Origin of the sequence: Burkholderia sp. BKH01, from assembly GCF_025685725.1 — a bacterium.
In the GTDB taxonomy this organism is placed as follows: domain Bacteria; phylum Pseudomonadota; class Gammaproteobacteria; order Burkholderiales; family Burkholderiaceae; genus Burkholderia; species Burkholderia pyrrocinia_C.
In genome coordinates, this window is record NZ_JAOTQT010000011.1 from 1 (window position 1) to 26,990 (window position 26,990).

Annotated in this window: 27 protein-coding genes; 15 read left to right on the forward strand and 12 right to left on the reverse strand. The window is 66.6% G+C overall.

Annotated elements, in window-relative coordinates:
• Positions 1–136: 136 nt before the first annotated feature.
• Complete coding sequence (locus OEJ37_RS17695; protein ID WP_174417259.1) at positions 137–913, reverse strand: enoyl-CoA hydratase; 777 nt, start codon at positions 911–913, stop codon at positions 137–139.
• A gap of 129 nt (positions 914–1,042) precedes the next feature.
• On the opposite strand from OEJ37_RS17695, the gene paaN reads away from it, so the two are divergent.
• From paaN to paaK, 5 genes are all read left to right on the forward strand, one after another.
• Positions 1,043–2,749: a phenylacetic acid degradation protein PaaN gene (gene paaN / locus OEJ37_RS17700; protein ID WP_263345003.1), complete on the forward strand. Its 1,707-nt coding sequence runs from the start codon at positions 1,043–1,045 to the stop codon at positions 2,747–2,749.
• A gap of 87 nt (positions 2,750–2,836) precedes the next feature.
• A complete protein-coding gene (gene pcaF, locus OEJ37_RS17705) occupies positions 2,837–4,039 on the forward strand; it encodes a 3-oxoadipyl-CoA thiolase (protein WP_263345004.1) in 1,203 nt (400 codons plus the stop codon).
• A 45-nt stretch (positions 4,040–4,084) separates the two neighbouring features.
• Positions 4,085–4,876, forward strand: a complete 792-nt coding sequence (gene paaG, locus OEJ37_RS17710; protein ID WP_263345005.1) for a 2-(1,2-epoxy-1,2-dihydrophenyl)acetyl-CoA isomerase PaaG — start codon at positions 4,085–4,087, stop codon at positions 4,874–4,876.
• Position 4,877: 1 nt separating this feature from the next.
• Positions 4,878–5,330 (forward strand): hydroxyphenylacetyl-CoA thioesterase PaaI, encoded by a 453-nt coding sequence (paaI, locus tag OEJ37_RS17715; protein ID WP_174417263.1) that lies wholly within the window; start codon positions 4,878–4,880, stop codon positions 5,328–5,330.
• Positions 5,331–5,368: 38 nt separating this feature from the next.
• Complete coding sequence (paaK, locus tag OEJ37_RS17720) at positions 5,369–6,667, forward strand: phenylacetate--CoA ligase PaaK (protein WP_174417264.1); 1,299 nt, start codon at positions 5,369–5,371, stop codon at positions 6,665–6,667.
• A gap of 251 nt (positions 6,668–6,918) precedes the next feature.
• Here the strand turns inward: paaK and OEJ37_RS17725 are convergent, their stop codons facing one another.
• Complete coding sequence (locus tag OEJ37_RS17725) at positions 6,919–8,043, reverse strand: murein transglycosylase A (protein ID WP_244130892.1); 1,125 nt, start codon at positions 8,041–8,043, stop codon at positions 6,919–6,921.
• Between the two features lie 28 nt (positions 8,044–8,071).
• Between OEJ37_RS17725 and OEJ37_RS17730 the strand changes: the two genes are divergently transcribed.
• The gene (locus tag OEJ37_RS17730; protein ID WP_014898203.1) at positions 8,072–8,215 is read left to right on the forward strand and encodes a hypothetical protein; all 144 of its coding nucleotides are present in this window, start codon (positions 8,072–8,074) and stop codon (positions 8,213–8,215) included.
• Between the two features lie 14 nt (positions 8,216–8,229).
• On the opposite strand, the gene apaG is transcribed toward OEJ37_RS17730, so the two are convergent.
• The gene (gene apaG / locus OEJ37_RS17735; RefSeq protein WP_047899700.1) at positions 8,230–8,604 is read right to left on the reverse strand and encodes a Co2+/Mg2+ efflux protein ApaG; all 375 of its coding nucleotides are present in this window, start codon (positions 8,602–8,604) and stop codon (positions 8,230–8,232) included.
• 182 nt (positions 8,605–8,786) lie between these two features.
• On the opposite strand from apaG, the gene rpe reads away from it, so the two are divergent.
• The 8 genes from rpe to OEJ37_RS17775 all read left to right on the forward strand — a co-directional run bounded on the left by rpe (position 8,787) and on the right by OEJ37_RS17775 (position 16,101).
• Positions 8,787–9,473 carry a ribulose-phosphate 3-epimerase gene (gene rpe, locus OEJ37_RS17740; RefSeq protein ID WP_011883156.1) on the forward strand — a complete coding sequence of 229 codons (687 nt, stop codon included), beginning with the start codon at positions 8,787–8,789 and terminating at the stop codon, positions 9,471–9,473.
• Between the two features lie 3 nt (positions 9,474–9,476).
• Positions 9,477–10,241, forward strand: a complete 765-nt coding sequence (locus tag OEJ37_RS17745) for a phosphoglycolate phosphatase (protein WP_174417265.1) — start codon at positions 9,477–9,479, stop codon at positions 10,239–10,241.
• 357 nt (positions 10,242–10,598) lie between these two features.
• Complete coding sequence (gene trpE, locus OEJ37_RS17750; protein ID WP_105392259.1) at positions 10,599–12,092, forward strand: anthranilate synthase component I; 1,494 nt, start codon at positions 10,599–10,601, stop codon at positions 12,090–12,092.
• 13 nt (positions 12,093–12,105) lie between these two features.
• Entirely contained in the window at positions 12,106–12,696 is a 591-nt protein-coding gene (locus tag OEJ37_RS17755; RefSeq protein WP_175921048.1) for an aminodeoxychorismate/anthranilate synthase component II, read from the forward strand.
• A 13-nt stretch (positions 12,697–12,709) separates the two neighbouring features.
• The gene (gene trpD, locus OEJ37_RS17760) at positions 12,710–13,741 is read left to right on the forward strand and encodes an anthranilate phosphoribosyltransferase (protein ID WP_174417427.1); all 1,032 of its coding nucleotides are present in this window, start codon (positions 12,710–12,712) and stop codon (positions 13,739–13,741) included.
• 29 nt (positions 13,742–13,770) lie between these two features.
• On the forward strand, positions 13,771–14,556 hold the full coding sequence (gene trpC / locus OEJ37_RS17765; protein WP_175921046.1) for an indole-3-glycerol phosphate synthase TrpC: 786 nt from the start codon (positions 13,771–13,773) through the stop codon (positions 14,554–14,556).
• The gene (locus tag OEJ37_RS17770; protein ID WP_175948163.1) at positions 14,556–15,182 is read left to right on the forward strand and encodes a CYTH domain-containing protein; all 627 of its coding nucleotides are present in this window, start codon (positions 14,556–14,558) and stop codon (positions 15,180–15,182) included. Before trpC ends, OEJ37_RS17770 begins: the two co-directional genes overlap by 1 nt.
• A gap of 13 nt (positions 15,183–15,195) precedes the next feature.
• Positions 15,196–16,101 (forward strand): uracil-DNA glycosylase, encoded by a 906-nt coding sequence (locus OEJ37_RS17775; protein ID WP_175921045.1) that lies wholly within the window; start codon positions 15,196–15,198, stop codon positions 16,099–16,101.
• Positions 16,102–16,209: 108 nt separating this feature from the next.
• Here the strand turns inward: OEJ37_RS17775 and OEJ37_RS17780 are convergent, their stop codons facing one another.
• From OEJ37_RS17780 to OEJ37_RS17795, 4 genes are all read right to left on the reverse strand, one after another.
• Positions 16,210–16,806, reverse strand: a complete 597-nt coding sequence (locus OEJ37_RS17780; RefSeq protein ID WP_174417271.1) for an FMN-dependent NADH-azoreductase — start codon at positions 16,804–16,806, stop codon at positions 16,210–16,212.
• 147 nt (positions 16,807–16,953) lie between these two features.
• A complete protein-coding gene (locus tag OEJ37_RS17785) occupies positions 16,954–18,753 on the reverse strand; it encodes a M61 family metallopeptidase (RefSeq protein WP_263345007.1) in 1,800 nt (599 codons plus the stop codon).
• 99 nt (positions 18,754–18,852) lie between these two features.
• Positions 18,853–19,581, reverse strand: coding sequence for a DsbC family protein (locus OEJ37_RS17790; RefSeq protein ID WP_152862733.1), 729 nt, complete (start codon positions 19,579–19,581; stop codon positions 18,853–18,855).
• Between the two features lie 90 nt (positions 19,582–19,671).
• Positions 19,672–20,850, reverse strand: coding sequence for a UbiH/UbiF family hydroxylase (locus OEJ37_RS17795; RefSeq protein ID WP_174417273.1), 1,179 nt, complete (start codon positions 20,848–20,850; stop codon positions 19,672–19,674).
• A gap of 245 nt (positions 20,851–21,095) precedes the next feature.
• On the opposite strand from OEJ37_RS17795, the gene ychF reads away from it, so the two are divergent.
• A complete protein-coding gene (gene ychF / locus OEJ37_RS17800; protein ID WP_263345008.1) occupies positions 21,096–22,190 on the forward strand; it encodes a redox-regulated ATPase YchF in 1,095 nt (364 codons plus the stop codon).
• An 85-nt stretch (positions 22,191–22,275) separates the two neighbouring features.
• On the opposite strand, the gene OEJ37_RS17805 is transcribed toward ychF, so the two are convergent.
• The 5 genes from OEJ37_RS17805 to OEJ37_RS17825 form a co-directional block, all read right to left on the reverse strand.
• On the reverse strand, positions 22,276–22,689 hold the full coding sequence (locus tag OEJ37_RS17805; RefSeq protein ID WP_411859268.1) for a lysozyme inhibitor LprI family protein: 414 nt from the start codon (positions 22,687–22,689) through the stop codon (positions 22,276–22,278).
• Positions 22,690–22,697: 8 nt separating this feature from the next.
• Positions 22,698–23,198, reverse strand: a complete 501-nt coding sequence (locus OEJ37_RS17810) for a lysozyme (protein ID WP_263345009.1) — start codon at positions 23,196–23,198, stop codon at positions 22,698–22,700.
• 280 nt (positions 23,199–23,478) lie between these two features.
• Positions 23,479–24,870, reverse strand: a complete 1,392-nt coding sequence (gene gabP, locus OEJ37_RS17815) for a GABA permease (RefSeq protein WP_174417276.1) — start codon at positions 24,868–24,870, stop codon at positions 23,479–23,481.
• Positions 24,871–25,284: 414 nt separating this feature from the next.
• On the reverse strand, positions 25,285–25,629 hold the full coding sequence (locus OEJ37_RS17820) for an MmcQ/YjbR family DNA-binding protein (RefSeq protein WP_263345010.1): 345 nt from the start codon (positions 25,627–25,629) through the stop codon (positions 25,285–25,287).
• Between the two features lie 81 nt (positions 25,630–25,710).
• A complete protein-coding gene (locus tag OEJ37_RS17825) occupies positions 25,711–26,985 on the reverse strand; it encodes an MFS transporter (protein ID WP_263345011.1) in 1,275 nt (424 codons plus the stop codon).
• Positions 26,986–26,990 lie beyond the last annotated feature (5 nt).

Here is a 26,990-nt window from a genome sequence, read left to right on the forward strand (position 1 = left end):
CCCTTTGTGAAATTATTTTGAAAAAGCCACCGTGCGCTCGCGCGCACGGTGGCTTCGGGCTCAAACGGCCGGGCGACTGTGCCGACAACCGGTGCAAACCAGTCGCCGACACCTGCCCTGCCGCGATGCAGCCCAATCAGCGGTTCTTGAACTCAGGCTTCCGTTTCTCGACGAATGCCGCCATCCCTTCCTTCTGGTCCTCAGTCGCAAACAGCGAATGGAACAACCGGCGCTCGAAGTGGACACCTTCTGCCAGCGTCGTCTCGTACGCACGGTTCACCGACTCCTTGACCATCATGACCGCCGGCAGCGAGAACTCGGCGATCGTCGCCGCGGCGGCAATCGCCTCGTCGAGCAGCTTGTCGGCCGGCAGCACGCGCGACACAAGCCCGGCGCGCTCCGCTTCGGCGGCATCCATGAAGCGCGCGGTCAGGCACATGTCCATCGCCTTCGCCTTCGACACCGCACGCGGCAGACGCTGCGTGCCGCCCGCGCCCGGCATGATGCCCAGCTTGATCTCCGGCTGGCCGAACTTCGCCGTGTCCGCCGCGAAGATGATGTCGCACATCATCGCGAGCTCGCAGCCGCCGCCCAGCGCAAAGCCCGAAACCGCAGCAATGATCGGCTTGCGGATCTGGCGGACCGTCTCCCAGTTGCGCGTGATGTAGTCGCCCCGGTAAACATCCATATAGGAATAGGTCGCCATCATGCCGATGTCCGCACCAGCCGCGAACGCCTTCTCGCTCCCCGTCACGATGATCGCGCCGATGCCGTCGTCCGCGTCGAACGCCTTCAGTGCGTCGCCCAGTTCATCCATCAGTGCATCGTTCAGCGCGTTCAGCGCCTTCGGACGGTTCAGCGTAACCAGCCCGACACGCCCCCGGGTCTCCACCAGGATGTTCTCGTAAGCCATCTATTTCTCCTCGATCAATGAAATGAGAAACGCCTCGCACATGCGAATAGTTTGATGCTAACATTCTCCGACCAACCGGTCGGTTAATTAATCGATCCAACCCCTCTCAACGTCCATCAGGCTGCCGCCATGACCCATGCACTGTTCACGAAGCACGAAGACACGCTGAAGCACGCACTCGCCGCCATCGAGAGCCGCGGGTACTGGAGCCCGTTCGCCGAAATGCCGAGTCCCAAAGTGTACGGGGAAAGCGCGAACGCAGACGGCGAAGCAGCGTTCAAGTCGCACCTCGACAAGACGTTCGCGCTCGACCAGCCGGCGTCAGGCGAAACGGTCGGCGCAGAGCGGTCGCCGTACGGCATCGCACTGGGCATCCGGTATCCGAAGTCGACGCCCGACGCACTGATCGCCGCCGCAGCCGCCGCGCAACGCACGTGGCGCGAAGCCGGCCCCAGCGCCTGGATCGGTGTGAGCCTCGAAATCCTCGCGCGCCTGAACCGCGCGAGCTTCGAGATCGCCTACAGTGTGATGCACACCACGGGGCAGGCATTCATGATGGCGTTCCAAGCCGGCGGCCCGCACGCACAGGATCGCGCGCTCGAGGCTGTCGCCTATGCATGGGACGAACTGCGCCGCATCCCGGCCGAAGCTCACTGGGAAAAGCCGCAAGGCAAGAACCCGCCGCTCGCGATGCACAAGCGCTACACGATCGTCCCGCGCGGCACGGGGCTCGTGCTCGGCTGCTGCACATTCCCGACCTGGAACGGCTACCCGGGCCTGTTCGCCGATCTGGCAACCGGTAACACCGTGATCGTCAAACCGCATCCGGGTGCGATCCTGCCGCTCGCAGTCACGGTCCGGATCGCCCGCGACGTGCTGCGCGAAGCCGGGTTCGATCCGAACGTCGTCACGCTCCTGGCGACCGAGCCCAACGACGGCGCCCTCGTTCAGGACCTCGCGCTGCGCCCCGAGATCAAGCTGATCGACTTCACGGGCAGCACGCAGAACGGCACGTGGCTCGAACGCCATGCGCACCAGGCACAGGTCTACACCGAGAAAGCCGGCGTCAACCAGATCGTGATCGACTCGACCGACGACCTGAAGGCCGCAGCCAAGAACATCGCTTTCTCGCTGGCGCTGTACTCCGGCCAGATGTGCACGGCGCCGCAGAACATCTACGTGCCGCGCGACGGCATCCGGACGGCGGACGGCCATGCGAGCTTCGACGAAGTCGCGCAAGCCATCGCCGTTGCCGTGCAAAAACTGACCGGCGACGCGGCACGTTCGGTCGAACTGATCGGCGCAATCCAGAACGACGGCGTGACCGCGCGCATCGACGACGCCCGCCACCTCGGCCGCGTGCTCGCCGACAGCCTGGCCCTTCAGCACCCCGCGTTCCCCGACGCCCGCGTGCGCACACCGCTCGTGCTGCAACTCGACGTGACCGATCGCGAGAAATTCACGCAGGAGTGGTTCGGCCCGATCTCGTTCGTGATCGCGACCGACTCGACCGCGCAGTCGCTCGATCTCGCCGGCGAAATCGCGGCGGAACATGGCGCGCTGACCCTCTCCGTCTACAGCACCGACGACGCAATCGTCGACGCCGCCCACGATGCAGCGGTGCGCGGCGGTGTCGCGCTGTCGATCAACCTGACGGGCGGCGTGTTCGTCAACCAGTCGGCCGCGTTCTCCGATTTCCACGGCACGGGGGCAAACCCGGCCGCCAACGCGGCGCTGGCCGACCCGGCGTTCGTCGCCAACCGGTTCCGCGTGGTGCAAAGCCGCGTCCATGTTGCCCCGAAGTCGGTACCTGCGGAAGCTGGCCAACCGGCATAACCCGAATGGCCGACGTGCAAACGCCGCCACGTTCTCTACCATGAACGAATCCGCCACCCGGCGGGTTCGTTGTTCATCGATACGCCCATGACAGACGCCTACATCTGCGACGCGATTCGCACCCCCATCGGCCGCTACGGCGGCGCCCTGAAAGATGTCCGTGCCGACGATCTAGGCGCGGTGCCGCTCAAGGCGCTGCTCGAGCGCAACCGCAACGTCGACTGGACGGCGATCGACGACGTGATCTACGGCTGCGCGAACCAGGCCGGCGAGGACAACCGCAACGTCGCGCGCATGTCTGCGCTGCTGGCGGGCCTGCCGACCGCCGTGCCGGGCACGACGCTGAATCGGCTGTGCGGCTCCGGGATGGACGCGGTCGGCACGGCCGCGCGCGCGATCAAATCGGGCGAAGCGCGCCTGATGATCGCCGGCGGCGTCGAGAGCATGACGCGCGCGCCGTTCGTGATGGGCAAGGCCGCGAGCGCGTTCGCACGCCAGGCCGACATCTTCGATACGACGATCGGTTGGCGCTTCGTCAATCCGCTGATGAAACAGCTTCACGGCGTCGATTCGATGCCGGAGACGGCCGAGAACGTCGCGGTCGACTACAACATCAGCCGCGCCGACCAGGACCTGTTCGCGCTGCGCAGCCAGCAGAAGGCCGCGCGTGCGCAGCAGGACGGCACGCTCGCCGAGGAAATCGTTGCAGTCACGATTGCGCAGAAGAAGGGCGACGCCATTGTCGTGTCGCGCGACGAACATCCGCGCGAGACGTCACTCGAGGCACTCGCGAAGCTGAAGGGCGTCGTGCGCCCGGACGGCTCGGTGACGGCCGGCAATGCATCGGGCGTCAACGACGGCGCATGCGCGCTGCTGCTCGCCAATGCACAGGCAGCGGATCAGTACGGCCTGCGCCGCCGCGCGCGCGTCGTCGGCATGGCGACGGCGGGCGTCGAGCCGCGCGTGATGGGCATCGGCCCCGCGCCGGCCACGCAGAAACTGCTTGCGCGACTCGGCATGACGATCGACCAGTTCGACGTGATCGAGCTGAACGAGGCGTTTGCGTCGCAAGGTCTCGCGGTACTGCGCATGCTCGGCGTCGCCGACGACGATCCGCGCGTGAACCCGAACGGCGGAGCGATCGCACTCGGCCATCCGCTCGGCGCATCGGGCGCACGGCTCGTGACCACGGCGCTCCACCAACTCGAGCGTACGGGCGGCCGCTTTGCGCTGTGTACGATGTGCATCGGCGTCGGCCAGGGCATCGCACTCGCGATCGAGCGCGTGTAACCGACGCGCCGCGCGCCTATAACGAAGTCATGAAGGAGACACTGCATGTCCTATCAGGCGATTCAGCTGGATATCGATCAAGCCGCGCGCGTGACCACGATCACCCTCAACCGCCCCGACAAGCTGAACAGCTTCACGCGGGCGATGCATCGCGAACTGCAGTCGGCTCTCGATGAAGTCGAAGCGGCCGGCGCACGCGCGCTGATTCTGACGGGTGCGGGGCGCGGCTTCTGCGCGGGCCAGGACCTGGCCGACCTCGACTTCACGCCGGGTGCGTCCACCGACCTCGGCACGCTGATCGACGAGCATTTCAATCCGCTGATCCGCCGCCTGCAGCGTCTGCCGATGCCGGTGATCGCCGCCGTCAACGGCACGGCGGCCGGCGCCGGCGCGAATCTCGCACTCGCATGCGATCTCGTGTTCGCCGCCCGCTCGAGCAGTTTCATCCAGGCCTTCGTCAAGATCGGACTCGTGCCCGATTCGGGCGGCACGTGGTTCCTGCCGCAACGCGTCGGCATGGCACGCGCGCTGGGGCTTGCGCTGACCGGCGACAAGCTCGGCGCCGAACAGGCCGAGCAATGGGGCCTGATCTGGCGCGCGGTCGACGACGACTCACTCGACGCGTCAGCCCGGCAGCTCGCGACCCAGCTCGCGCAGCAGCCGACGCTCGCGATCGCATCGATCAAGCAATCGATGCGCGACAGCGTCACGAACACGCTCGACCAGCAGCTCGACCTGGAACGCGACCTGCAGCGCAAGCTGGGCCAGTCGCACGACTACGCGGAAGGCGTGCAGGCATTCATCGAGAAGCGCGCACCGCGCTTCGAGGGACGTTGACATGACGGACGCCACCGCCACGCTCGATCCCGATTCGCTCGCCCGCGCCACCGCGCAGGCCATGTACGACGCCGACGCATGCAGCCGCGCGTTCGGCATGGAAATCGCAGAAGTACGCGCGGGCTACGCACGCCTGCAGATGCGCGTGCGGCCAGAGTTCCTGAACGGGCATCAGACCTGCCACGGCGGGATCATCTTCACGCTCGCAGATTCGACGTTCGCGTTCGCGTGCAACTCGTACAACCTGAATACGGTCGCTGCCGGCTGCTCGATCGAATTCCTGCGCCCCGTGCGCGGCGACGACGTGCTGACGGCCGAGGCGATCGAACAGGCGCGCGCCGGCCGCCAAGGCATCTACGACATCCGCGTCACGAACCAGACAGGCGAAACGGTCGCGATGTTTCGCGGCAAATCCGCCCAGATCAAGGGCACGGTCATCCCGGAAGACCGCTGACGTCGACGGCTCGCACATAACAAACACTGGAGACATGCATGACTACCCCGCTACCGCTCGAGCCGATCGAGACCGCCTCACGCGACGAGCTGACCGCGCTGCAGCTCGAACGCCTCAAGTGGTCGCTCCGGCATGCGTATGACCACTCTCCCGTCTATCGTCGCAAGTTCGACGACGCGGGCGTGCATCCCGACGACCTGAAGACGCTCGCCGACCTGTCGCGCTTCCCGTTCACGACCAAGGGCGACCTGCGCGACAGTTACCCGTTCGGGATGTTCGCCGTGCCGCAGGACCAGATCTCGCGCATCCACGCGTCCTCGGGCACGACCGGCAAGCCGACGGTCGTCGGCTATACGGCCGGCGACATCGACACGTGGGCGAATCTCGTCGCGCGCTCGATCCGCGCAGCCGGTGCACGTCGCGGCGACAAGGTACACGTCAGCTACGGGTACGGCTTGTTCACCGGCGGGCTCGGCGCGCACTACGGCGCCGAACGTGCGGGACTGACCGTGATTCCGTTCGGAGGCGGCCAGACCGAGAAGCAGGTACAACTGATCCAGGATTTCCGGCCCGACATCATCATGGTGACGCCGAGCTACATGTTGTCGATCGCCGACGAAATCGAGCGCCAGGGCCTCGATCCCGTGCAGAGTTCGCTGCGCATCGGCATCTTCGGCGCGGAGCCATGGACCAACGACATGCGCGTCGCGATCGAGCAGCGGATGGGCATCGACGCGGTCGACATCTACGGGCTGTCCGAAGTGATGGGCCCCGGCGTCGCGTCCGAATGCGTCGAGACCAAGGACGGCCCGACCATCTGGGAAGATCACTTCTATCCGGAAATCATCGATCCGGACACCGGCGAAGTGCTGCCGGACGGCGAACTCGGCGAGCTCGTGTTTACGTCGCTGACGAAGGAGGCGCTGCCGATCATCCGTTACCGGACACGCGACCTCACGCGCCTGCTGCCCGGCACCGCTCGCACGATGCGCCGGATGGAAAAGATCACCGGCCGCTCGGACGACATGATGATCGTGCGCGGCGTCAACGTGTTCCCGACGCAAATCGAGGAACAGTTGCTCAAGCAGCGCGCGCTCGCGCCGCACTATCAGATCGTGCTGACGAAGGAAGGCCCGCTCGACGTGCTGACGCTCAACGTCGAGCCCTGCCCCGAGACCGCGCCGGATACGGCGGCGATCCACGCGGCGAAACAGGCGCTCGCGCATGACATCAAGTCGCTGATCGGCGTGACGGCCGTGATCAACGTGCTGCCCGTGAACGGCATCGAGCGCTCGGTCGGCAAAGCGCGCCGCGTCGTCGACAAGCGCAAGGGCTGACGGCAGACGCTGCGCGTGCGTCGCGCGGAGAGGCAATCCCGTTGCGCAACAAAAGAATAGCCCGATCGGCCAACGCCAATCGGGCTATTTATTGTGTTCCGCGACGTCGTTCGACGCGACAGGCGCATCACACGAACTGATACCACTCGGGTACACCGCTCTCAGACCGACGCACTCCACGCGCACCGTCGCGCCCGCGAATGCCGCGTCTCATGCGTGGACGGCCCCCGGACAGCCCACGCCGCCGCACGTCACGAATTCGGGAACAGCAGCCACATCCGCCCGACCTGCTTCATCCGGCCGGCCTGGTCGCCTGCGTCGTCGCCGAGCCCCCAGAAATAGTCGGCCCGCACACCGCCCTTGATCGCGGAGCCCGTATCCTGCGCGAACACGAGCCGGTTCATCGGCGTATTCGTCAGCGGGCGCGTGGTCTGCAGGAACACGGGTGTGCCGAGCGGGATCGACGACGGATCGACCGCGATCGAACGCTCCGCCGTCAGCGGCACGCCGAGCGCGCCGATCGGGCCGTCCGCGCCGCCATGCGGCGCATCTTCCTTGGTCGGCATGTCGCGGAAAAACACGAACCGCGGATTCGTGTCGAGCAACGCGTCGACGCGGTTCGGGTTTGCCTTCGCCCATGCCTTGATGCCCTGCATCGTCGCCTGCGCGGGCGTCAGCTCGCCGCGATCGAGCAGCCATTTGCCGATCGAGCGGTAAGGCTGGTTGTTGGTACCGCCGAAGCCGACCCGCATCACCGAACCATCGTCGAGCAGCACGCGCCCCGAGCCCTGCACCTGCAGGAAGAACGCCTCGATCGGATCGTCGACCCACACGAGTTCGTTGCCGTTCAGGACGCCCGCACGCTCGAGCTGTGCGCGCGCAGGCAGTGCGGCGCCCGCGCGATAACCGGCCGGCCAGCGATAGAGCGCGTATTGATACGGGCCGCGGCGCACACGCGAACCATGCAGCAGCGGCTCGTAATAGCCGGTCACGAGCCCATCGAGCGTGCCGTCGGTGTTCGCGAGCTGGAACGGCGTGAAATACGTTTCGAAGAAGGCGCGTGCGCTGCTGGCGTCGAGCTCGTCGAGCCGGTCGGCGGCCGCGCAAGCGCGCTGCCAGGCCGGCTGGCGCGCGAGCCGCACGCAGTTCTGCCGCAGCGCGGCCGTCGCGCCGAGCAGCGAATCGTCCTGCCAGCCCGGTACCTGCTGCCATGCAACCGGCGTGAGCCGCTTCGCGGCAACCTGCCCCGGCACGATCGCCGCGCCGGTCGGCGGCTTGAGCGCAGACGTTCGCGTCGGCGCGCCGCCGCACGCGGCAAGCAGCGCCGCCGCCGCGGCCGCCGCAACCCAGCCGGCCAGCCGGGGCCCAAACCACATACAATGTCCGTTCTTGATGGAAACCGCCATGTCAGATTTTCTCGACCAATATCCGATGCTCATCTTCGCGCTCGAAGCCTTCGTAGCGCTTGCCCTGCTGATCTTCATCGTCGTGTGGACGTCGTCGGGCCGAAAGAAGCACGCCCGCAACAACGATCGCCAGCCGCGCTGACGCGCTCCGCGCGCTCAATGCAGCGTGCGCGGCATGTGCAGCGCAAATTCCTCGACCGGCGCCTCGAAACGTTCGCCGTCCTCCGCCACGCAGAAGTACGCGCCACGCATCGTACCGACCGGCGTCGCGATCACGGCCCAGCTCGTGTATTCAAACTGCTCGCCCGGCTGCAGCAGCGGCTGGTGCCCGACGACGCCGAGCCCCTTCACCTCCTGCACGTGGCTCTCGCTGTCCGTGATGATCCAGTGACGCGCGATCAGCTGCGCCGCGACCTGTCCCGTGTTGCGAATCGTCAGCGTGTACGCGAATGCGTATTGACGGCGATCGGGGTCGGATTGTTCCGGCAAGTAGCTGGTTTTCACCGAAACGGTGAACTGATACTGACTCATGGTGTTTCCGCTGGAGGGTGACTGTCCGTGCCGGCGTGGGCGACGGGGCCGCGGACGCGCCGCTTTGGTTCGGCATTCTGCTTGATGCGGAATCGGGCTGCAACCGCACGGCCCGCCGCCGCGCGCCGGCCGCCGGGCGGTAGAATGTCGGTTTTGCGCCGCAACGTCCCCGCTCTCCTGCCATGACCCAATTCCGCATCGCTCCCAGCATCCTGTCGGCCGATTTCGCACGGCTCGGCGAAGAAGTCCGCAACGTGGTCGCCGCAGGCGCCGACTGGATCCACTTCGACGTGATGGACAACCATTATGTGCCGAACCTGACGATCGGCCCGCTCGTGTGCGAAGCGATCCGCCCGCACGTGCAGGTTCCGATCGACGTGCACCTGATGGTACGCCCGGTCGACCGGATCGTGCCCGATTTCGCGAAGGCCGGTGCGAACCTGATCAGCTTCCACCCGGAAGGCTCCGATCACATCGACCGCACGCTGTCGCTGATCCGCGACCACGGCTGCAAGGCCGGCCTCGTGTTCAATCCGGCCACGCCGCTGAACTACCTCGACCACGTGATGGACCGCCTCGACTTCGTGCTGCTGATGTCGGTCAACCCCGGCTTCGGCGGCCAGTCCTTCATTCCGGAAACGCTGAACAAGCTGCGCGAAGCACGCGCACGCATCGACGCATACACCGAGCGCACGGGCCGCGAGATCCTGCTCGAGGTCGACGGCGGCGTGAAAACCGACAACATCGCGGAAATCGCGGCGGCCGGTGCCGACACTTTCGTCGCGGGTTCGGCGATCTTCGGCAAGCCCGACTACCGCAAGGTGATCGACGAGATGCGCGCCGCGCTCGCCACCGTCGAGCGGAGCTGAGCCGTGGCCGAATCGTCGCTCGCCGGCCATGTGCCGGCCGGGGCCGCAACGGACGCCGCCCCGATCCGCTTCGCCGCGCCGCGCATCGACGCGGCGCTGATCGATCTCGACGGCACGATGGTCGACACGGCCGACGATTTCACGGCCGGCCTGAACGGGATGCTTGCGCGGCTCGACGCACCGGCCACGTCGCGCGACGAAGTGATCGGCTACGTCGGCAAGGGCTCCGAGCACCTGATCCGGAGCGTGCTGAAACCGCGCTTCCCGGCCGACGAGGCGCACGCGCGCTTCGACGACGCCCTGGCGATCTACCAGACCGAATACGCGAAGATCAACGGCCGCCATACGCGCCTCTATCCGGATGTGGCAGCCGGTCTCGACGCGCTGCGCGCGGCCGGCATCCGGCTCGCGTGCGTGACGAACAAACCGCACCGCTTCGCGGTCGAGCTGCTCGAACAATACGGGCTGGCCGCTTGCTTCGGCATCGTGCTGGGCGGCGACAGCGTCGCGCGCAAGAAGCCCGACCCGCTGCCGATGCTGACGGCCTGCGATGCGCTCGGCGTCGCACCGGACGCGGCGGTCGCGATCGGCGACTCGGAAAACGACGCCCTGGCGGGCCGCGCGGCCGGGATGGCGACGCTGACGGTGCCATACGGCTACAACCACGGCAAAGCTATACAAACGATAAATTCGGATGGTATAGTCGATTCGTTGCTGGTCGCAGCTCGCGCGATCACCGCGCACAACGCCGGCCGGCCAACCCTCTGATTATTTCTTCCATCCGCATGTTTCTGAATAAAAAACGGAGTCTGAGCAGCATCGACCGGGGAGCCTGGCCCTGGCGTCGCTGGTCGCGCTAACCTCTTCGATGAGGTACGCTGAAGCACGTCTTCAGCGCCGTTTTTTATCTCGCTGCGCATCCGCGCGCCGATCGTCGCACCACCTCGAGTTCCACCGCTTCCGAACGCTTGCGTTCAGGATCGGCCGCAGGCTCGCGACGTTCACGCCCGGACTGCCGGCCGGCAACAGGCACTTCTCGATCGACCGCCCTTTCGCCGACGGCAACCCGCGCAGCGTCAAGTGATCCCTGGCGCACGCGCCGCTCGTCCCGAACAGGACCGGAACATGACCGAACTCGAATTCCAATCGCTCGCGAACGAAGGCTACAACCGTATCCCGCTGATCGCGGAAGCCCTCGCCGATCTCGAAACGCCGCTGTCCCTCTACCTGAAGCTGGCCCAGCCCGAACGTGCGGGCGCCAACTCGTTCCTGCTCGAATCGGTGGTGGGCGGCGAACGCTTCGGCCGCTACTCGTTCATCGGCCTGCCCGCCCGCACGCTCGTGCGCACCCGCAACGGCGTGTCGGAAGTCGTGCGCGACGGCCAGGTCGTCGAGACGCATGACGGCGACCCGTTCCAATTCATCGAATCGTTCCAGGCGCGCTTCAAGGTCGCGCAGCGTCCGGGCCTGCCGCGCTTCTGCGGCGGTCTCGCCGGCTACTTCGGCTACGACGCGGTGCGCTATATCGAGAAGAAGCTCGCGAACACCGCGCCGCGCGACGATCTCGGCCTGCCCGATATCCAGTTGCTGCTGACCGAGGAAGTCGCGGTAATCGACAACCTCGCCGGCAAGCTGTACCTGATCATCTATGCGGACCCGGGCCAGCCGGAAGCCTACGCGAAGGCGAAACAGCGCCTGCGCGAACTGAAGCAGCGCCTGCGCACGACCGTGCAGCCGCCCGTCACGTCGGCGAGCGTGCGCACCGAGACGTTCCGCGAGTTCAAGAAGGAAGACTATCTGGCCGCCGTGCGCCAGGCGAAGGAATACATCGCGGCCGGCGAGCTGATGCAGATCCAGGTCGGCCAGCGGCTGACCAAGCCGTACCGCGACAATCCGCTGTCGCTGTATCGCGCGCTGCGTTCGCTGAATCCGTCGCCGTACATGTACTACTACAACTTCGGCGATTTCCACGTGGTCGGCGCATCGCCGGAAATCCTCGTGCGCCAGGAAAAGCGCGGTGAAGACCAGATCGTCACGATTCGCCCGCTCGCCGGCACGCGACCGCGCGGCAACACGCCCGAGCGCGATGCGGAACTCGCGACCGAACTGCTCAACGATCCGAAGGAGATCGCCGAGCACGTGATGCTGATCGACCTCGCGCGCAACGACGTCGGCCGCATCGCCGAAATCGGCTCGGTGCAGGTGACCGACAAGATGGTCATCGAGAAGTACTCGCACGTGCAGCACATCGTCAGCTCGGTCGAGGGCAAGCTGAAGCCCGGCATGACGAACTACGACGTGCTGCGCGCGACGTTCCCGGCCGGCACGCTGTCCGGTGCGCCGAAGGTACGCGCGATGGAGCTGATCGACGAGCTCGAGCCGATCAAGCGCGGGCTGTACGGCGGCGCGGTGGGCTACCTGTCGTTCTCGGGCGAGATGGATCTCGCGATCGCGATCCGCACGGGCCTGATCCACAACGGCAACCTGTATGTGCAAGCGGCGGCCGGCGTCGTCGCGGATTCGGTGCCCGAATCCGAATGGCAAGAGACCGAGAACAAGGCGCGCGCGGTGCTGCGTGCGGCCGAACAGGTCCAGGACGGCCTCGATAGCGACTTCTGACCGGAGACTGACCATGCTGCTCATGATCGACAACTACGACTCGTTCACCTACAACCTGGTCCAGTACTTCGGCGAACTGGGCGAGGACGTGCACACGTACCGCAACGACGAAATCACGCTCGACGAGATCGCACGCCTGAATCCCGACGCGATCTGCCTGTCGCCGGGGCCGAGCAACCCGCAGCACGCGGGCATCACGCTCGACGTGCTGCGTGAATTTTCGGGCAAGAAGCCGATCCTCGGCGTCTGCCTCGGCCACCAGGCGATCGGCGAGGCATTCGGCGGCCGCGTCGTGCGCGCGAAGACCATCATGCACGGCAAGGTGAGCCGGATCGAAACGGACTGCCGCGGCGTGTTCGCCGACCTGCCGAAGCATTTCGACGTTACGCGCTACCACTCGCTCGCGATCGAGCGCGAATCGCTGCCCGACTGCCTCGAGGTGTCCGCATGGACCGACGACGGCGAAATCATGGGCGTGCGCCACAAGACGCTGCCGGTCGAAGGCGTGCAGTTCCACCCGGAATCGATCCTGTCCGAGCACGGCCATGCGCTGCTCGAGAATTTCCTGAAGCAGGCCCGCGCCGCGGCCGCGCAAGCCGCCTGACGGGAGCCTCATGATGACGATTACCCCGCAGGAAGCGCTGCAGCGCACGATCGAACACCGCGAGATCTTCCACGACGAGATGCTGCACCTGATGCGGCTCATCATGCGCGGCGACATGTCGCCCGTGATGGCCGCCGCAATCATCACCGGGCTGCGCGTGAAGAAGGAGACGATCGGCGAGATCGCCGCCGCCGCGACCGTGATGCGCGAATTCGCGAACCACGTGGACGTGCTGGACAACTCGAACTTCGTCGACATCGTCGGCACCGGCGGCGACGGCTCGCACACGTTCAACATCTCGACCGCGTCGATGTTCGTCACGGCGGCGGCCGGCGCGAAAGTCGCGAAGCACGGCAACCGCGGCGTGTCGAGCAAGTCCGGCAGCGCCGACGTGCTCGAGGCGCTCGGCGTGAACATCGACCTGCAGTCGGACCAGGTCGCCGCGTCGATCGCTGAAACGGGCATGGGCTTCATGTTCGCGCCGAACCATCACCCGGCGATGAAGAACATCGCGGCCGTGCGCCGCGAGCTCGGCGTGCGCACGATCTTCAACATCCTCGGCCCGCTGACCAATCCGGCCGGCGCGCCGAACCAGTTGATGGGCGTGTTCCACCCCGACCTCGTCGGCATCCAGGTGCGCGTGATGCAGCGCCTCGGCGCGCAGCACGTGCTCGTCGTATACGGCAAGGACGGGATGGACGAGGTGTCGCTCGGCGCCGCGACGCTCGTCGGCGAATTGCGCGACGGCAAGGTGCACGAATACGAGATCCATCCGGAAGACTTCGGCCTGCAGATGGTGTCGAACCGCACGCTGAAGGTGGAAAATGCCGACGAATCCCGTGCGATGCTGCTCGGCGCACTGGACAACCAGCCGGGCGTCGCACGCGAGATCGTCACGCTGAATTCGGGCACCGCGCTCTATGCGGCGAACGTCGCCGAATCGATCGCGGACGGCATCCAGCTCGCCCGCGAAGCGATCGCGAGCGGCAAGGCGCGCGCGAAAGTCGACGAACTCGTGCGCTTCACGCAGCAGTTCAAGCGCTGACTCCCCTTACGACTCAAGCAGGAACCCACATGAGCGACATTCTCGACCGAATCATCGCCGTCAAGCGCGAAGAAGTCGCGGCGGCCATGCGCAGCACGCCGCTCGAGGCACTGAAGCTGGACGCATCCGCGCGCGACCTGCGCGATTTCGTCGGCGCGCTGCGTGCGAAGCACGCGGCCGGCGACGCCGCCGTGATCGCCGAAATCAAGAAGGCAAGCCCGTCGAAGGGCGTGCTGCGCGAGCATTTCGTGCCGGCCGACATCGCGCGCTCGTATGCGGCGCACGGCGCCGCGTGCCTGTCGGTGCTGACCGACGAGCAGTTCTTCCAGGGCAGCGTCCGCTACCTCGAAGAGGCGCGCGCAGCCTGCACGCTGCCCGTGCTGCGCAAGGACTTCATCGTCGACGCGTACCAGATCCTCGAGGCGCGCGCGATGGGCGCCGACGCGATCCTGCTGATCGCCGCCGCGCTCGACACGCCGCTGATGCAGGATCTCGAAGCGTATGCGCACTCGCTCGGCCTCGCGGTGCTGGTCGAAGTGCACGACCGCAACGAGATGGAGCAGGCGCTGACGCTCAAGACGCCGCTGCTCGGCATCAACAACCGCAACCTGCGCACGTTCGAGACGTCGATCCAGACCACGCTCGACATGCTCGACATGATTCCGCCGGACCGCATCGTCGTGACCGAATCGGGCATCCTGTCGCGCATCGACGTCGACACGATGCGCGCGGCAAACGTGAACACGTTCCTCGTCGGCGAAGCGTTCATGCGCGCCGACCAGCCGGGCGAGGAACTCGCGCGGATGTTCTTCTGATGGCGATCGAAAGGGAAATCAAGCTCGCGCTGCCGGCCGGCCAGGCCGATGCCGCGCGGCGCTTCTTCGAGACGCTGACCGGCGAACCCGGTCACGACATCACGCTCGCGAACGTCTATTACGACACGCCCGATCTCGCGCTGGCGCGCTCGAAGAGCGCGGTGCGCGTGCGCCGCACGCCGCACGGCTGGCTGCAGACGTTCAAGACGGTCGGCAGCGCGGAAGGCGGCCTGCATCGCCGCCACGAATGGGAACTGCCTGTGGCCGGTGACGCGCTCGAGATGGATGCGCTCGTCGCGGCCTGCGACGTGCCGGAAGCCGCCGCGGCGCTGAGCGACGCGGCCGGCGCGCTGTCCGCGCTGTTCCGCACGGATTTTTCGCGTACGCTGTGGCGCATCGCAATCGGCGGCGCAACCGTCGAAGCCGCGGTGGACCTCGGCGAAATCGTCGTCCAGGCGGAACACGAAACGCGCCGCGAACCGATCAGCGAAATCGAACTCGAACTGATCGACGGCCCGGAAGCGGCGCTCGCGACGCTCGCCGCCGAACTGCAGCAGGCGCTGCCGGGCCTCGCTCCCGAAAACATCAGCAAGGCGCAGCGCGGCTACCGGCTGCGCGCGCAATAAACACGCATCACGCATGGCAACCCGCAAGACTTCCCGCGCGCCGCAACAGGCGTCGCTGTTCGATGATCCCGCGCCGGAAACGGCATCGGCCGATATTCCGTCCCCGGTTTCCGCGCCGCCCGCGGCCGGGTGCAAGCCCGCAAGGAAAGCCGCCGCGCCGGCCCCGGCCGCCACGGCGCCGAAGCCCGTTGCCGCCGACGTCCCGCACCTCGCCGCACAATTCGACGCGCTGCCGGCCGTCTGGCGCGACGTGCTGAAACCCTTTACCGACAGCGACGCGTACGCGCCGCTGTGCGGCTTCGTCGACGACGAGCGTGCGGCCGGCAAGACGGTCTACCCGACCGACGTGTTCCGCGCGCTGCGCCTCACGAGCCCGGACGACGTGAAGGTCGTGATCCTCGGCCAGGACCCCTACCACGGCGACGATCGCGGCACGCCGCAGGCGCACGGCCTCGCGTTCTCGGTGCCGCCGGCCGTCCGCACGCCGCCGTCGCTGCGCAACATCTTCAAGGAAATCGCCGCGAACTTCGGTCACGACACGCCGCGTCACGGCTGCCTCGACACGTGGGCGCGCCAGGGCGTGCTGCTGCTCAACACCGTGCTGACGGTCGAGCGCGGCGCGGCCGCGAGCCATGCGAAGCGCGGCTGGGAGCAATGCACGGACACGCTGATCCGCGAACTCGCCGGCCGCCATCGCGGGCTCGTCTTCATGCTGTGGGGCGCGCACGCGCAGGCGAAGCGCGCACTGTTCGACACGAGTGCGCATTGCGTGCTCGAGGCGCCGCATCCGTCGCCGCTGTCCGCGCACCGCGGCTTCCTCGGCTGCCGCCATTTCACGCTCGCGAACGAGTATCTGGTCGAAGCAGGCTGCGAACCGATCGACTGGCGCCTGCCGGAAGCGGCCGAGACGCTCGCGTAACGGCCGCGCCGGCTTCGTCGCCGGCCGGAATGCAAAAACGCCGCGCCCCTTCGGGGGCGCGGCGTTTTTTTCGGACGATGCAGCGAGTGCGTCGCACCCGCATCGACCTTACGCGGCGGCAATCGCTTCGCGTGCGCTGGCGAGCGCGGCGCTCTGCGCATCCGGGCCGAGGTTCAGGCCTTCCGCGAAGATGAAGCTCACGTCGGTCATGCCGACGAAGCCGAGGAACGTGCGCAGGTACGGCGTCTGGCTATCGTTCGGCGTACCGGCGTACTTCCCGCCGCGGGCCGTCACCACGTGGACCTTCTTGCCCTTGATCAGGCCTTCCGGACCGTTCTCGGTGTAGCGGAACGTGACGCCTGCGCGTGCGATCCAGTCGAAGTACGTCTTCAGTTGCGACGAGATGCCGAAGTTGTACATCGGCGCGCCGATCACGATGATGTCGGCGGCTTGCAGCTCAGCAATCAGTGCATCGCTCTTCGCGACGATCGCATTCTGCTCCGCGCTGCGCTGGTCGGCCGGCGTGAAGAACGCGCCGAGCACCGATTCGTCGAGGTGCGGCAGCGCATCGGCCAGCAGATCGCGAACCACGACCTTCGCGCTGGGGTTCGATTGTTGCAGCTTTGCCGTCAGTTCGTTGGCCAGCAGCGTAGATTGCGCGCCTTGCGAACGCGCGGCGGAATTGATTTGCAGAATGGTCGTCATGTCATGCTCCGGTTGGGTTGCGCTTCGGTAGCGCGAGTGACGCCATTGTGCGTGGCCGCATTTGCCGGAAAAAGCGGGTTCAGGGCGACGGATTGTTGCAGCAGCAGAACAATCCTCGATCGCGCCCCGATTACCGCTGCCGTGCGCTCAGCCCTTCAGCCAGGCTTCCCGGGCCTTCGATGCCGCGGCCGGCTTCGCGGCCGACGTCAGCCGGTAGCGCGTGATCTCCGGACCGTCGAGCTTCAGTTTCGCGGTACGCAGCTCGTCGCGGCGGAACGCGTGAACCTCGACCTTGTCGCCCGGCCGGTAGCGCGCGAGCAGCGCATCGAGGTTGGTGCCCGTGACGCGCAGCCCGTCGACCGCAATCAGCGTGTCGCCGGCCGACAGCCCCGCGCGATGCGCGGCGCCGCCTCCATAGACAGCCGCGAACGTGCAGTCCGCGCCGCCGCGCAAGCGCGCACCGATCGTCGGCTTCGCGGCCGCGCCGTTCGCGATATCCGGTGCGAGCGTCACGCCGAACGGCGCGAGCAGCTCGCCGAGCGGCAGGTCGCGCGTGCCGTGCACGGCGTCGGCGAACAGACGGCCGAGCGCAACGCCCGTCGCTTCTTCGATCAGCGTCTCGACTTCGTCTTCCGCGACGCCCGCCTGCTTGCCGCGATAGAAATCGCGACCGTAGCGTTGCCACAGCAGGCGCATCACGTCGTCGAGCGACTTCCGGTTGCGCGTCTGCGAGCGGATCGCCAGATCGAACGCGAGTGCAACGAGCGAACCCTTCGTGTAGTAGCTGACGATCGCGTTGGTCGCGTTCTCGTCCTGGCGGTAGTACTTGATCCACGCGTCGAACGAGCTTTCCGCGACGCTCTGCTTGAGCCGGCCCGTGCCGCGCAGCACGCCGCCGATCGTGCGGCCGAGCGCCGCGAAATATTCGTCCTGCGACATCAATCCGCTGCGCACCAGCATCAGGTCGTCGTAATACGACGTGAAACCCTCGAACAGCCACAGCAGCGACGTGTAGTTCTCGCGCGTCAGGTCGTACGGCACGAACGCCGCCGGCTTGATGCGCTTCACGTTCCAGGTGTGAAAGTACTCGTGGCTGCAAAGGCCGAGATACGTGCGATAGCCTTCCGTCGTCTCGGGCCGCCCCTTCACCGGCAGGTCGGTGCGGTTGCAGATCAGCGCGGTCGATGCGCGATGCTCGAGGCCGCCGTAGCCGTCGCTGACCGCAAGCGTCATGAACACGTAGCGGTCCATCGGCGCCTTCTTCGATTTCGGCTCGAACAGTGCGATCTGCGCTTCGCACACCCGCTTCAGGTCGGCCCGCAGCCGCTCCAGGTCAAGCTGCGTCACGCGCCCCGCGACCACGATGTCGTGCGGCACGCCGTGCGCGTCGAATGTCGCGAGCGCGAATTCGCCGATCGTCACCGGATGGTCGGAAAGCTCGTCGTAGTTCGCTGCGCGATATGCACCGAAGCCGTAGCGCTTCGTGCCGCGCGCCTCGGGCAGCGCGGTGCCGACGCGCCACGCGCGGAACGCCGCGCCGGCCGGCTTCGCGATGTCGACTTCGCACGGCGCGTCCTGGCGGCCCGCGACGCTCAGGAACACGGCCGTCGCATTGAAGAAGCCGCCCGATTCGTCGAGATACGCGGAACGCACCGACAGGTCCCACGCATACACGTCGTAGCGCAGCGTCAGCGCACCGGTCACGGGCGCGGCCTGCCACGTGTGCTTGTCGGTCTTCGCGATCCGCACCTTGCGGCCTGCGTCGTTGAACGCGCCGAGCGTCACGATGTTGCGCGCGAACTCGCGCACGAGGTAGCTGCCCGGAATCCACACCGGCAGCGAGAAGCGCTGGCCTGCGGGATCGGGATCGGCGACCGTCACCGACACTTCGAACAGGTGCGCGGCAAGATCTTTCGGGACAATCGAATAGCGGATCGGCTGGGTCATCGTGGCAATCGGTCGGGGCGGCGAAAACGAAGAGAGGCGCCGGCAGATAACGCGGGCGCCCCTCGCTGGCCGGGCCATGCGGCCCGGCGTGTCGGTCGGTTACTTGCTCGAGGCGAGCGCCTGGTTGAGCTGGTCGGCCGATACCGCGCCCGGCAGGCGGCGGCCGTCCGGCAGGAAGATCGTCGGCGTGCCCGTGACGTTCATCCCGCGGCCAAGCGCGAGGTTCTTGTCGAGCGCGCTGGTATCGCAGCTACCGGCGCCGGACGGCGCACGGTGATCGAGCATCCAGCTCTGCCAGGTTTTCGCGCGGTCGGTCGCGCACCAGATCGCCTTCGACTTCGCGGTCGAATCCGGCGACAGCACCGGGTACAGGAACGTGTAGACGGTGACGTTGTCGATCGACTGCAGCGTCGTCTCGAGCTTCTTGCAGTACGGGCAGTTCGGATCGGAGAACACCGCGATCTTGCGTGCGCCGTTGCCCTTGACGACCTTGATCGCATTCGCGAACGGCAGGCTCGCGAAGTCGATCTTGTTGATCTCGGACAGGCGTGCGTCGGTCAGGTTCTTGTGCGTCTTGGTGTCGACGAGGTCGCCGAGCAGCACGTAGTCGCCCGCCGCGTCGCTATAGATGATCTGCGAGCCGAGGTTCACTTCGTAAAGGCCCGCGACCGGCGATTTCGACACGCTCTTGATCGGCGCGTCGTTGCCGAGACGGGCCTGCAGCGTGGCTTTCAGCTTGTCGGTGGTCTGGTCGGCCTGCGCGGTGCAGCCCAGCGTCGCCATCGTGACGGCCAGCGCCAGCGACGCGATCCGGATCGTTTTTTTCATCGAAATCTTCCTTCAGCTCAATCGGTATGCACGGCACAGTGTACGCCGTAACGGAACCGAGTCCGACCGGCAATGCAGCCGAAGGTTCGATCAGCCCAGCGCGGCCGACACGAGCCAGCGCTTCACGAGCGGCTGCGCGCCGACGAATGCCATGCCCGCATTGCGTACGGCCTTCGCGAGCGGGCCCGGCACCGCGAACAGCCGCTGCAGGCCGTCGGTCGCGACCATCAGCGCGCGGATGTCCTCGCGGCGCGAACGCTCGTAGCGGCGCAACAGCACCGTATCGCCGAGGTTGCGGAAGCTTTCCTTGCCCGCGATCGCGTCGGCGAGCGCCGCGACGTCGCGCAGCCCGAGGTTCATCCCCTGCCCCGCGAGCGGGTGGATCAGGTGCGCGGCATCGCCGACGAGCGCGACGCGCGGTGCGATCAGCTTGTCGACCGTCTGCAGCGCCAGCGGGAAGCCGGCGGCCGGCGTCACGCATTCGAGCGTACCGACCTGGCCGTGCGACACGCGCTCGACCTCGGCCGCGAGCTGCGCCGGATCGAGTGCGAGCAGTTCGTCCGCATGCGCGGTGTGCGCGGACCACACGAGCGACACGTGGCCGTCCGGCAACGGCAGCAGCGCGACGATCTCGCCTTCGTGGAACCACTGATAGGCCGTCTCGCGGTGCGGCAGTGACGCCTTGAAGTTCGCGACGACGCCCGTCTGCCGGTAGTCGCGCCGTTCGACTTTGGCCCCCATTTGGGACCGTACCCACGAATGCGCGCCGTCCGCGCCGACGACGAGGTCGGCTTCGAGCACCTGCCCCGACGACAGCGTGAGCACGGCTGCATCGTCGCGCACGTCGAAGCCCTGCGCGCGTGCATCGAACCACGTGAGGTTCGGCTGGAACCGCAGCGCGGCATCGAGCGACGTCTCGACCAGCGACGATTCGGCGATCCACGCGAGCTGCGGCACGGAGGCCTGGTACGCGGAGAAATGCAGTTCGGCATGCGCATCGCCGTACACGCGCATGTCGTAAACAGGCGCGAGCCGGCCGTGGTCGAGCGCCTGCCAGACCCGCAGCCGCTCGAGCAAGGCCTGCGAGCTGGACGACAGCGCGTAGACGCGCGTGTCGAACGCGAGATCGGCGGGGCGCGGCGTGGCCGGCTGGGCAAGCAAGGCGGTCTTGTAGCCGGACTGGGTCAGCGCGAGCGCGGCAGTCTTGCCGACGAGCCCGCCGCCGACCACGGCGACGTCGAAGGAGTGGTGGGCAGTCATGGCGGGCATTATAGCCGTGGGGCCAAACCCTTACGCGGCCGGACTTTGCGGGAAATCAGCAGAATCGCAGGTGGACGATCCCGCGCGGCGGCCCACCGCATCGGCCGATCGGCGCAAGCCCGGAAACCGGGGCGTCGGCACGGTACAATAGCGCCTTTGACCGTCGGCTCGACGCGCCCCAAGCGCCGGCCGCCCTTTTTCCCGCGCCGCCGTGCCTTGTCCGGCCGCGCCGCTTTACCCGTTCGAAGGATTCCATGAGCCTCAAATGCGGCATCGTCGGCTTGCCCAACGTCGGCAAGTCCACCCTGTTCAATGCGCTGACCAAGGCCGGCATCGCCGCCGAGAACTACCCGTTCTGCACGATCGAGCCGAACGTCGGCATCGTCGAAGTGCCCGATACGCGCCTGAAGGCGCTCTCCGAGATCGTCAAGCCCGAGCGCGTCGTGCCGGCCGTCGTCGAATTCGTCGACATCGCCGGCCTCGTCGCGGGCGCGAGCAAGGGTGAAGGGCTCGGCAACCAGTTCCTCGCGAACATCCGCGAAACCGATGCGATCACGCACGTCGTGCGTTGCTTCGAGGACGAGAACGTCATTCACGTCGCCGGCAAGGTCAGCCCGATCGACGACATCGAGGTGATCAATACCGAACTCGCGCTCGCCGACCTCGGCACCGTCGAGAAGGCGCTCACGCGTTATTCGAAGGCTGCGAAGTCGGGCAACGACAAGGAAGCGGCCAAGCTCGTCGCGGTGCTCGACAAGGTGCGCGCGCAGCTCGACCAGGGCAAGGCCGTGCGCGGCCTTGCGCTGTCGGACGACGAAGAGGCGCTGCTCAGGCCGTTCTGCCTGATCACCGCGAAGCCGGCGATGTATGTGGCCAACGTGAAGGACGACGGCTTCGAGAACAATCCGCACCTCGATGCGGTGCGCAAGTACGCGGAGAGCGAGAATGCGCCGGTGGTCGCCGTGTGCGCGGCGATCGAGGCGGAAATCGCCGATCTCGACGATGCCGACAAGGAAGCATTCCTCACCGACATGGGCATGGAAGAGCCGGGCCTCGACCGCGTGATCCGCGCGGGCTTCAAGCTGCTCGGCCTGCAGACTTACTTCACCGCGGGCGTGAAGGAAGTGCGCGCGTGGACGATCCATACCGGCGACACGGCGCCGCAGGCGGCCGGCGTGATCCACACCGACTTCGAGCGTGGCTTCATCCGCGCGCAGACGATCGCGTTCGACGATTTCATCACGTACAAGGGCGAACAGGGCGCGAAGGAAGCCGGCAAGATGCGCGCGGAAGGGAAGGAATATGTCGTGCACGATGGCGACGTGATGAACTTCCTGTTCAACGTCTGACGCGTCGAACGACGCTGTTTCGTGCAGTGTCAGAGTAGCCCGAAATGGCCCGCGAGCAGCGGGCCTTTCTTTATTCCGGAGCAACTCATGAAGGTTTGCGGGATGCGCTCGTCGACAATCTTTTCGTCATTTCCTTCGTAGCCGCCGTCGCGCAGATCGCCTGTGCCGCAGGACGCATCGAACCATCGCCCCATGCGTTGCGCGCCGATTTTTCGCATGATGTGTCGCGCGCCTTCTTCCACTTTGCGATCCGTGCGTCGAGCGCCTTCTTGCGCTGTGGCCGTTCATTCACTTGCTTGTCGACAACCTGCTGCAATTCTTGCTCGGCGACGAGTTGATCGCGCCACGCACAGAAATTCATGCTTGTCTGATTCGAATCGCAGTCGCTGAGCCGTGCGTTGACCTCGCTCGCCGGCAAACCGCTGCGCGCCGCTATCTCATCGGCCGGCGTCTGGCCAGCAAACGCACTCACCGACGCCAGCACGAACAACCCGATCATGGCCCTTCTCACTGCGCCCCCTGCTGTGGCTGGAACGGCGCCGATTCGAGCCGACGCCGGTTAACAAGGCCGGTCGAACGAACAGGTGCCAAGCGGCGCCCATTCGCGTCTCGCGGATGAATCCAGACACGCTGATTCATGTGCGACACCACGCCAGTGTCGTTGCTCTGATTCGCGGAACGGAGCGCGGCCAGTGCGCCAGTGTTGCCGGCATTGTAGGAATAGCTGACGAGTTCGTCGAATTGCAACCGCGTCAATTGCCGAGTCGGGACATGTCGTCGCACGGCGGCCTCCGCCCGGCCGACACGGACCGCGAGTTGCGCATTCACTTGCGACGGCGTAACCGGCCTCCGCAGTTCTTCCGGGGTGCACGGCCCGGTATGAGCGAGCGTCCCGACGCCATAGGTACAGTTGTTCGCCTGATCGTTGTAGTACGCCATGACCGCGCTTTCCCGCAGACGCAGCTCGGCCCAACCCGCTTCACTCAACCGCATGTTCTCATTCGCCATCTGCCACCCTCCCGGCACGACGCGCTAATCGCGCGTCGATTTCATCATTCACTTCGGTTGTCGAAGTGATCAATGTATGAAGTTGCCGTCGTCGATGAATTCAGACGAGTTCGATTTCTGTGACTCAAAATGTCAATGCCGCGCCCTATTGCAGAACGCCCTGCGTTGCCACGAGCAAGTGCATCCGCTTACCCCCACAAAACAAATGGCCCGACCGGCTAACGCCGATCGGGCCACTTTCACGACAGGCGGCCCGCCGCCATGCCGTCACATCACTGCCTCACGTCGCCGACACCCGCTGCCCCGCGCTCGCCTGCGCATCGCGGCCGCGCTTGTTCAGCCACGACGCAAACAGCACGATCAACGCCAGCACGGCCGTCGCACCGACTTCCATCCGGTGATCCTCGCTGACGAACATCACGGTCAGCGTGCCGCAGATGAACAGGATCACGGCCCACGTAAGCCACGGGAACATCCACATCCGCAGCGTCAGGTCAGCGCCGCTCGATTCGAGCGTCTTGCGCATCCGCAGCTGCGAGATCGCGATCACGAGATACACGAGCAGCGCGATCGCGCCCGACGTCGCGAGCAGGAAGCCGAACACCTGCTCCGGCATCAGGTAGTTCGCGATCACGGTCACGAAGCCGAATGCCGTCGACGCGAGCACGGCCGCACGCGGCGTGCCGGTCGAATCGGTGCGATGCAGGAACGCAGGCGCGTCCTTGCGCTTCGACAGCGAGAACAGCATCCGCGACGCCGTGTACAGCGCCGAATTCAGGCAGCTCGCGACCGACACGAGCACGATCACGTCGATGATCGCCTTCGCGTTCGGGATGCCGATCAGCTCCATCGCGCGCTGATACGAGCCGTGCTTCGGCAGCAGCGGGTCGTTCCACGGCACGATGGCCGCGACGACGAGAATCGAGCCGAGATAGAACAGCGTGATGCGCCAGATCACCGAGTTGGTCGCACGCACGATCTGGCGCTGCGGGTTGTCCGATTCGGCGGCCGCGATCGTCACGATCTCGGTGCCGAGGAACGAGAACATCGTCGTCAGCATCGCCGCCAGCACCGCACCGGCGCCGTTCGGCATGAAGCCCTGATGCGCGAACAGGTTCGACACGCCCGATACGGCCGGCGCCGGTATGATCCCGACGATTGCCGCGCCGCCGATGCACAGGAACACGACGATTGCGACGACCTTGATCAGCGCGAACCAGAATTCGAATTCGCCGTAGTTCTTGACGGAAAAGAGGTTGGTGACGGTGAGCAGCAGCGTGATGCCGAGCGCGAAGATCCAGGTCGCGATGCCCGGGAACCATGCATTGAGGATGGTTGCCGCAGCCGTTGCCTCGATCGGGATCACGAGCACCCAGAACCACCAGTACAGCCAGCCGATCGAGAAGCCGGCCCAGTGGCCGATCGCGCGATCGGCATAGGTCGAGAACGAGCCGCTGTCCGGATGCGCGACGGCCATCTCGCCGAGCATGCGCATCACCAGGACGACCAGCACACCCGCGATCGCATACGCGAGTATCGACGCCGGACCGGCTTCCGCGATCGCGTGGCCGGAGCCGACGAACAAACCGGCGCCGATGACGCCGGCAATCGACATCATCGTCACGTGACGCTGCTTCAGGCCCGTGCCGAGGCCTGTGTTGCTTCCACTCATCTGTCTCTCTCCAAAAAACGGTTCCGATACGACCGGGTGTCGCGTAAAGGCGGCGCGGGGAGTTGTCGTTCTTGAATCCGGCTGCGACCGCGCACGCATCGCACGCGCGCATGGGGCCGGATGGGGCCGTTCGGGTCGGTACGCCGCGCAGTCTGCGAAGCTGCGTGGGCGATGCGGCGCACGAGGCGCCGGCGCATCGCGTGCGCCCGTTCCGTCGGCTTTCGTCAGCCGCCTTCGAAGCGAAGGAGTGTAAGCATCAAACGGTTCTTCACTAAGAACCAATTGAATAATTTCGATGGGACCACTTGTTGCATCGATGCGAACCGATGTAACGCCTGGTCCGGTCGGCGCCGGCTCGCGCCCCGTCAGGGCGCTTCCGTCAAAGGGAATCCGGCAGCGTCGCGCGCCGGACGCTCAGCTCCCGCCGCGCGCGGCTTCGTCCCGCCATTTGGCCGGCACGATCGCGTGCCATTCTCGCAGAAGCAGGTTTTTCACGGCGTCGGGATGCGCGGCCGACAGGCGCACCAGCACGATCGGCCAGCCCGCGTAGTGATCGGTCACGTAATACACGTCGGGTTCCGATTCGATCAGCCACGCGCGCTCGTCGGAGCCGACGCCCTTGACGACGAGCGTGTCGCCGTCCTCGCGCAGCCGCGCGAGCAGCTTGCCCTTCACCTTGAGCGCTGGCGTGCCGTACGACGTGCCTTCCTCGACGCCGCGCCACGCCAGCGCGATCTGCCGGACTTCGTCGAATGTCACGATGCCTCCCCGACCGTTGGTCGACGGTTGACGGTCCGGCCACCCTATCGGAAATCGCGCGGCGTGCCCAGCGACGTGCGCCTATCCGCCGGTCGCTCGCGCGGCCACCGGCGCGCGTCCGGTGGTCGCGACGATGGCGAACGCGATCGCATTCGCGACGGCGCTCGCGAGGATCGGCACGAGATAGCCGCCCCCCGCGTCGTAGATGAAGCCGGCGGCGGCCGGCCCGATCAGCGTGCCGAACGCGACGCTCGTGTACAGGATGCCGATGATCGCGCTCACGTTGCGGCCGCCGAAATAGTCCATCACGACCGCCGGCAGCACGGCGACCCAGCCGCCGTAGAACACGCCGAACACGAGTGCGAACGCGGCAAGCGTCGCAACGGTGCCGGCGCCCGCCCACGCAACGAGCGCGACGGCCATGCCCGCGAACATCGCGAGCAGCGATGCGCGGCGGCCGAAGCGGTCGGCAAGGCCGCCGAGGAAAAAGCGGCCGGCCGTGCTGCCGACGCCGATCGCACCGAGCAGCAGCACGGCCGTCGACGGCGCGATGCCGTGATCGAGCGAGTACGGCATGAGATGGACGAACGGGACGAATACGCCGAACGAGCATACGAGACAGGCGGCGTAGAGGCTCGCGAACGGCCGCGACGTGACGGCCTCGCGCACCGTAGCGCCGGCGTGCACGGACGTGGCAGCCTTGCCGGCTACGGATGCACGGGTATTCCGGCCGCCGTCGCCGGCCGCATCGCCATCCGGCAACAACCCGCGGCCGCGCGGATCGTTCTCGATCAGCAGCGACATGCCTGCCCCCAGGACCACCGCGAGCACTGCCAGCGTGAAATAAGCACCGCGCCAGCCGACATGCGCGATCAGCGCGGACGCGAGCGGCGGCATCACGAGCGTGCCGACGCCGATCCCCGCGACCGCGAGCCCCGACGCGAAGCCGCGCCGCCGCACGAACCAGCGCTGCACGGCCCCGACAGCCGGCACGTACGCGCAGCCGACGCCGAGACCGACACCGAGCCCGTACGCGACATAGACCTGCAGCAGCGTGTGCGCGGCGCCGGCGGATGCGAGCCCGGCACCAGTCAGCAGCATCCCGGCGACGGCGAGCCGCCGCGAGCCGAAGCGATCGGCAAGCGGCCCGCTGACGATGCCGAAGCCGAAATACAGGAAGCCGGCGAGCGAGAACACGAGCGATATCTGCCCGCGCGATGCGGCGAAATCGCGCTGCAGCGACTCGACGAACGCGCTGAACGTATACGCGCTGCCGAACCCGACGAACGTGACGGCGAACGCGGCCGCGACCACGTACCAGCCGTAGAAAAGGCGCGACGCGCCTGGACGGTTCATGACAA

Excerpts from the sequence above, each read along its gene's own strand:
- OEJ37_RS17695 (WP_174417259.1), bottom strand. The coding sequence starts at position 913 with ATGGCTTACGAGAACATCCTGGTGGAGACCCGGGGGCGTGTCGGGCTG.
- paaN (WP_263345003.1), top strand. The coding sequence starts at position 1,043 with ATGACCCATGCACTGTTCACGAAGCACGAAGACACGCTGAAGCACGCA.
- pcaF (WP_263345004.1), top strand. The coding sequence starts at position 2,837 with ATGACAGACGCCTACATCTGCGACGCGATTCGCACCCCCATCGGCCGC.
- paaG (WP_263345005.1), top strand. The coding sequence starts at position 4,085 with ATGTCCTATCAGGCGATTCAGCTGGATATCGATCAAGCCGCGCGCGTG.
- paaI (WP_174417263.1), top strand. The coding sequence starts at position 4,878 with ATGACGGACGCCACCGCCACGCTCGATCCCGATTCGCTCGCCCGCGCC.
- paaK (WP_174417264.1), top strand. The coding sequence starts at position 5,369 with ATGACTACCCCGCTACCGCTCGAGCCGATCGAGACCGCCTCACGCGAC.
- OEJ37_RS17725 (WP_244130892.1), bottom strand. The coding sequence starts at position 8,043 with ATGTGGTTTGGGCCCCGGCTGGCCGGCTGGGTTGCGGCGGCCGCGGCG.
- OEJ37_RS17730 (WP_014898203.1), top strand. The coding sequence starts at position 8,072 with ATGTCAGATTTTCTCGACCAATATCCGATGCTCATCTTCGCGCTCGAA.
- apaG (WP_047899700.1), bottom strand. The coding sequence starts at position 8,604 with ATGAGTCAGTATCAGTTCACCGTTTCGGTGAAAACCAGCTACTTGCCG.
- rpe (WP_011883156.1), top strand. The coding sequence starts at position 8,787 with ATGACCCAATTCCGCATCGCTCCCAGCATCCTGTCGGCCGATTTCGCA.
- trpE (WP_105392259.1), top strand. The coding sequence starts at position 10,599 with ATGACCGAACTCGAATTCCAATCGCTCGCGAACGAAGGCTACAACCGT.
- OEJ37_RS17755 (WP_175921048.1), top strand. The coding sequence starts at position 12,106 with ATGCTGCTCATGATCGACAACTACGACTCGTTCACCTACAACCTGGTC.
- trpD (WP_174417427.1), top strand. The coding sequence starts at position 12,710 with ATGACGATTACCCCGCAGGAAGCGCTGCAGCGCACGATCGAACACCGC.
- trpC (WP_175921046.1), top strand. The coding sequence starts at position 13,771 with ATGAGCGACATTCTCGACCGAATCATCGCCGTCAAGCGCGAAGAAGTC.
- OEJ37_RS17770 (WP_175948163.1), top strand. The coding sequence starts at position 14,556 with ATGGCGATCGAAAGGGAAATCAAGCTCGCGCTGCCGGCCGGCCAGGCC.
- OEJ37_RS17775 (WP_175921045.1), top strand. The coding sequence starts at position 15,196 with ATGGCAACCCGCAAGACTTCCCGCGCGCCGCAACAGGCGTCGCTGTTC.
- OEJ37_RS17780 (WP_174417271.1), bottom strand. The coding sequence starts at position 16,806 with ATGACGACCATTCTGCAAATCAATTCCGCCGCGCGTTCGCAAGGCGCG.
- OEJ37_RS17785 (WP_263345007.1), bottom strand. The coding sequence starts at position 18,753 with ATGACCCAGCCGATCCGCTATTCGATTGTCCCGAAAGATCTTGCCGCG.
- OEJ37_RS17790 (WP_152862733.1), bottom strand. The coding sequence starts at position 19,581 with ATGAAAAAAACGATCCGGATCGCGTCGCTGGCGCTGGCCGTCACGATG.
- OEJ37_RS17795 (WP_174417273.1), bottom strand. The coding sequence starts at position 20,850 with ATGCCCGCCATGACTGCCCACCACTCCTTCGACGTCGCCGTGGTCGGC.
- ychF (WP_263345008.1), top strand. The coding sequence starts at position 21,096 with ATGAGCCTCAAATGCGGCATCGTCGGCTTGCCCAACGTCGGCAAGTCC.
- OEJ37_RS17805 (WP_411859268.1), bottom strand. The coding sequence starts at position 22,689 with ATGATCGGGTTGTTCGTGCTGGCGTCGGTGAGTGCGTTTGCTGGCCAG.
- OEJ37_RS17810 (WP_263345009.1), bottom strand. The coding sequence starts at position 23,198 with ATGGCGAATGAGAACATGCGGTTGAGTGAAGCGGGTTGGGCCGAGCTG.
- gabP (WP_174417276.1), bottom strand. The coding sequence starts at position 24,870 with ATGAGTGGAAGCAACACAGGCCTCGGCACGGGCCTGAAGCAGCGTCAC.
- OEJ37_RS17825 (WP_263345011.1), bottom strand. The coding sequence starts at position 26,985 with ATGAACCGTCCAGGCGCGTCGCGCCTTTTCTACGGCTGGTACGTGGTC.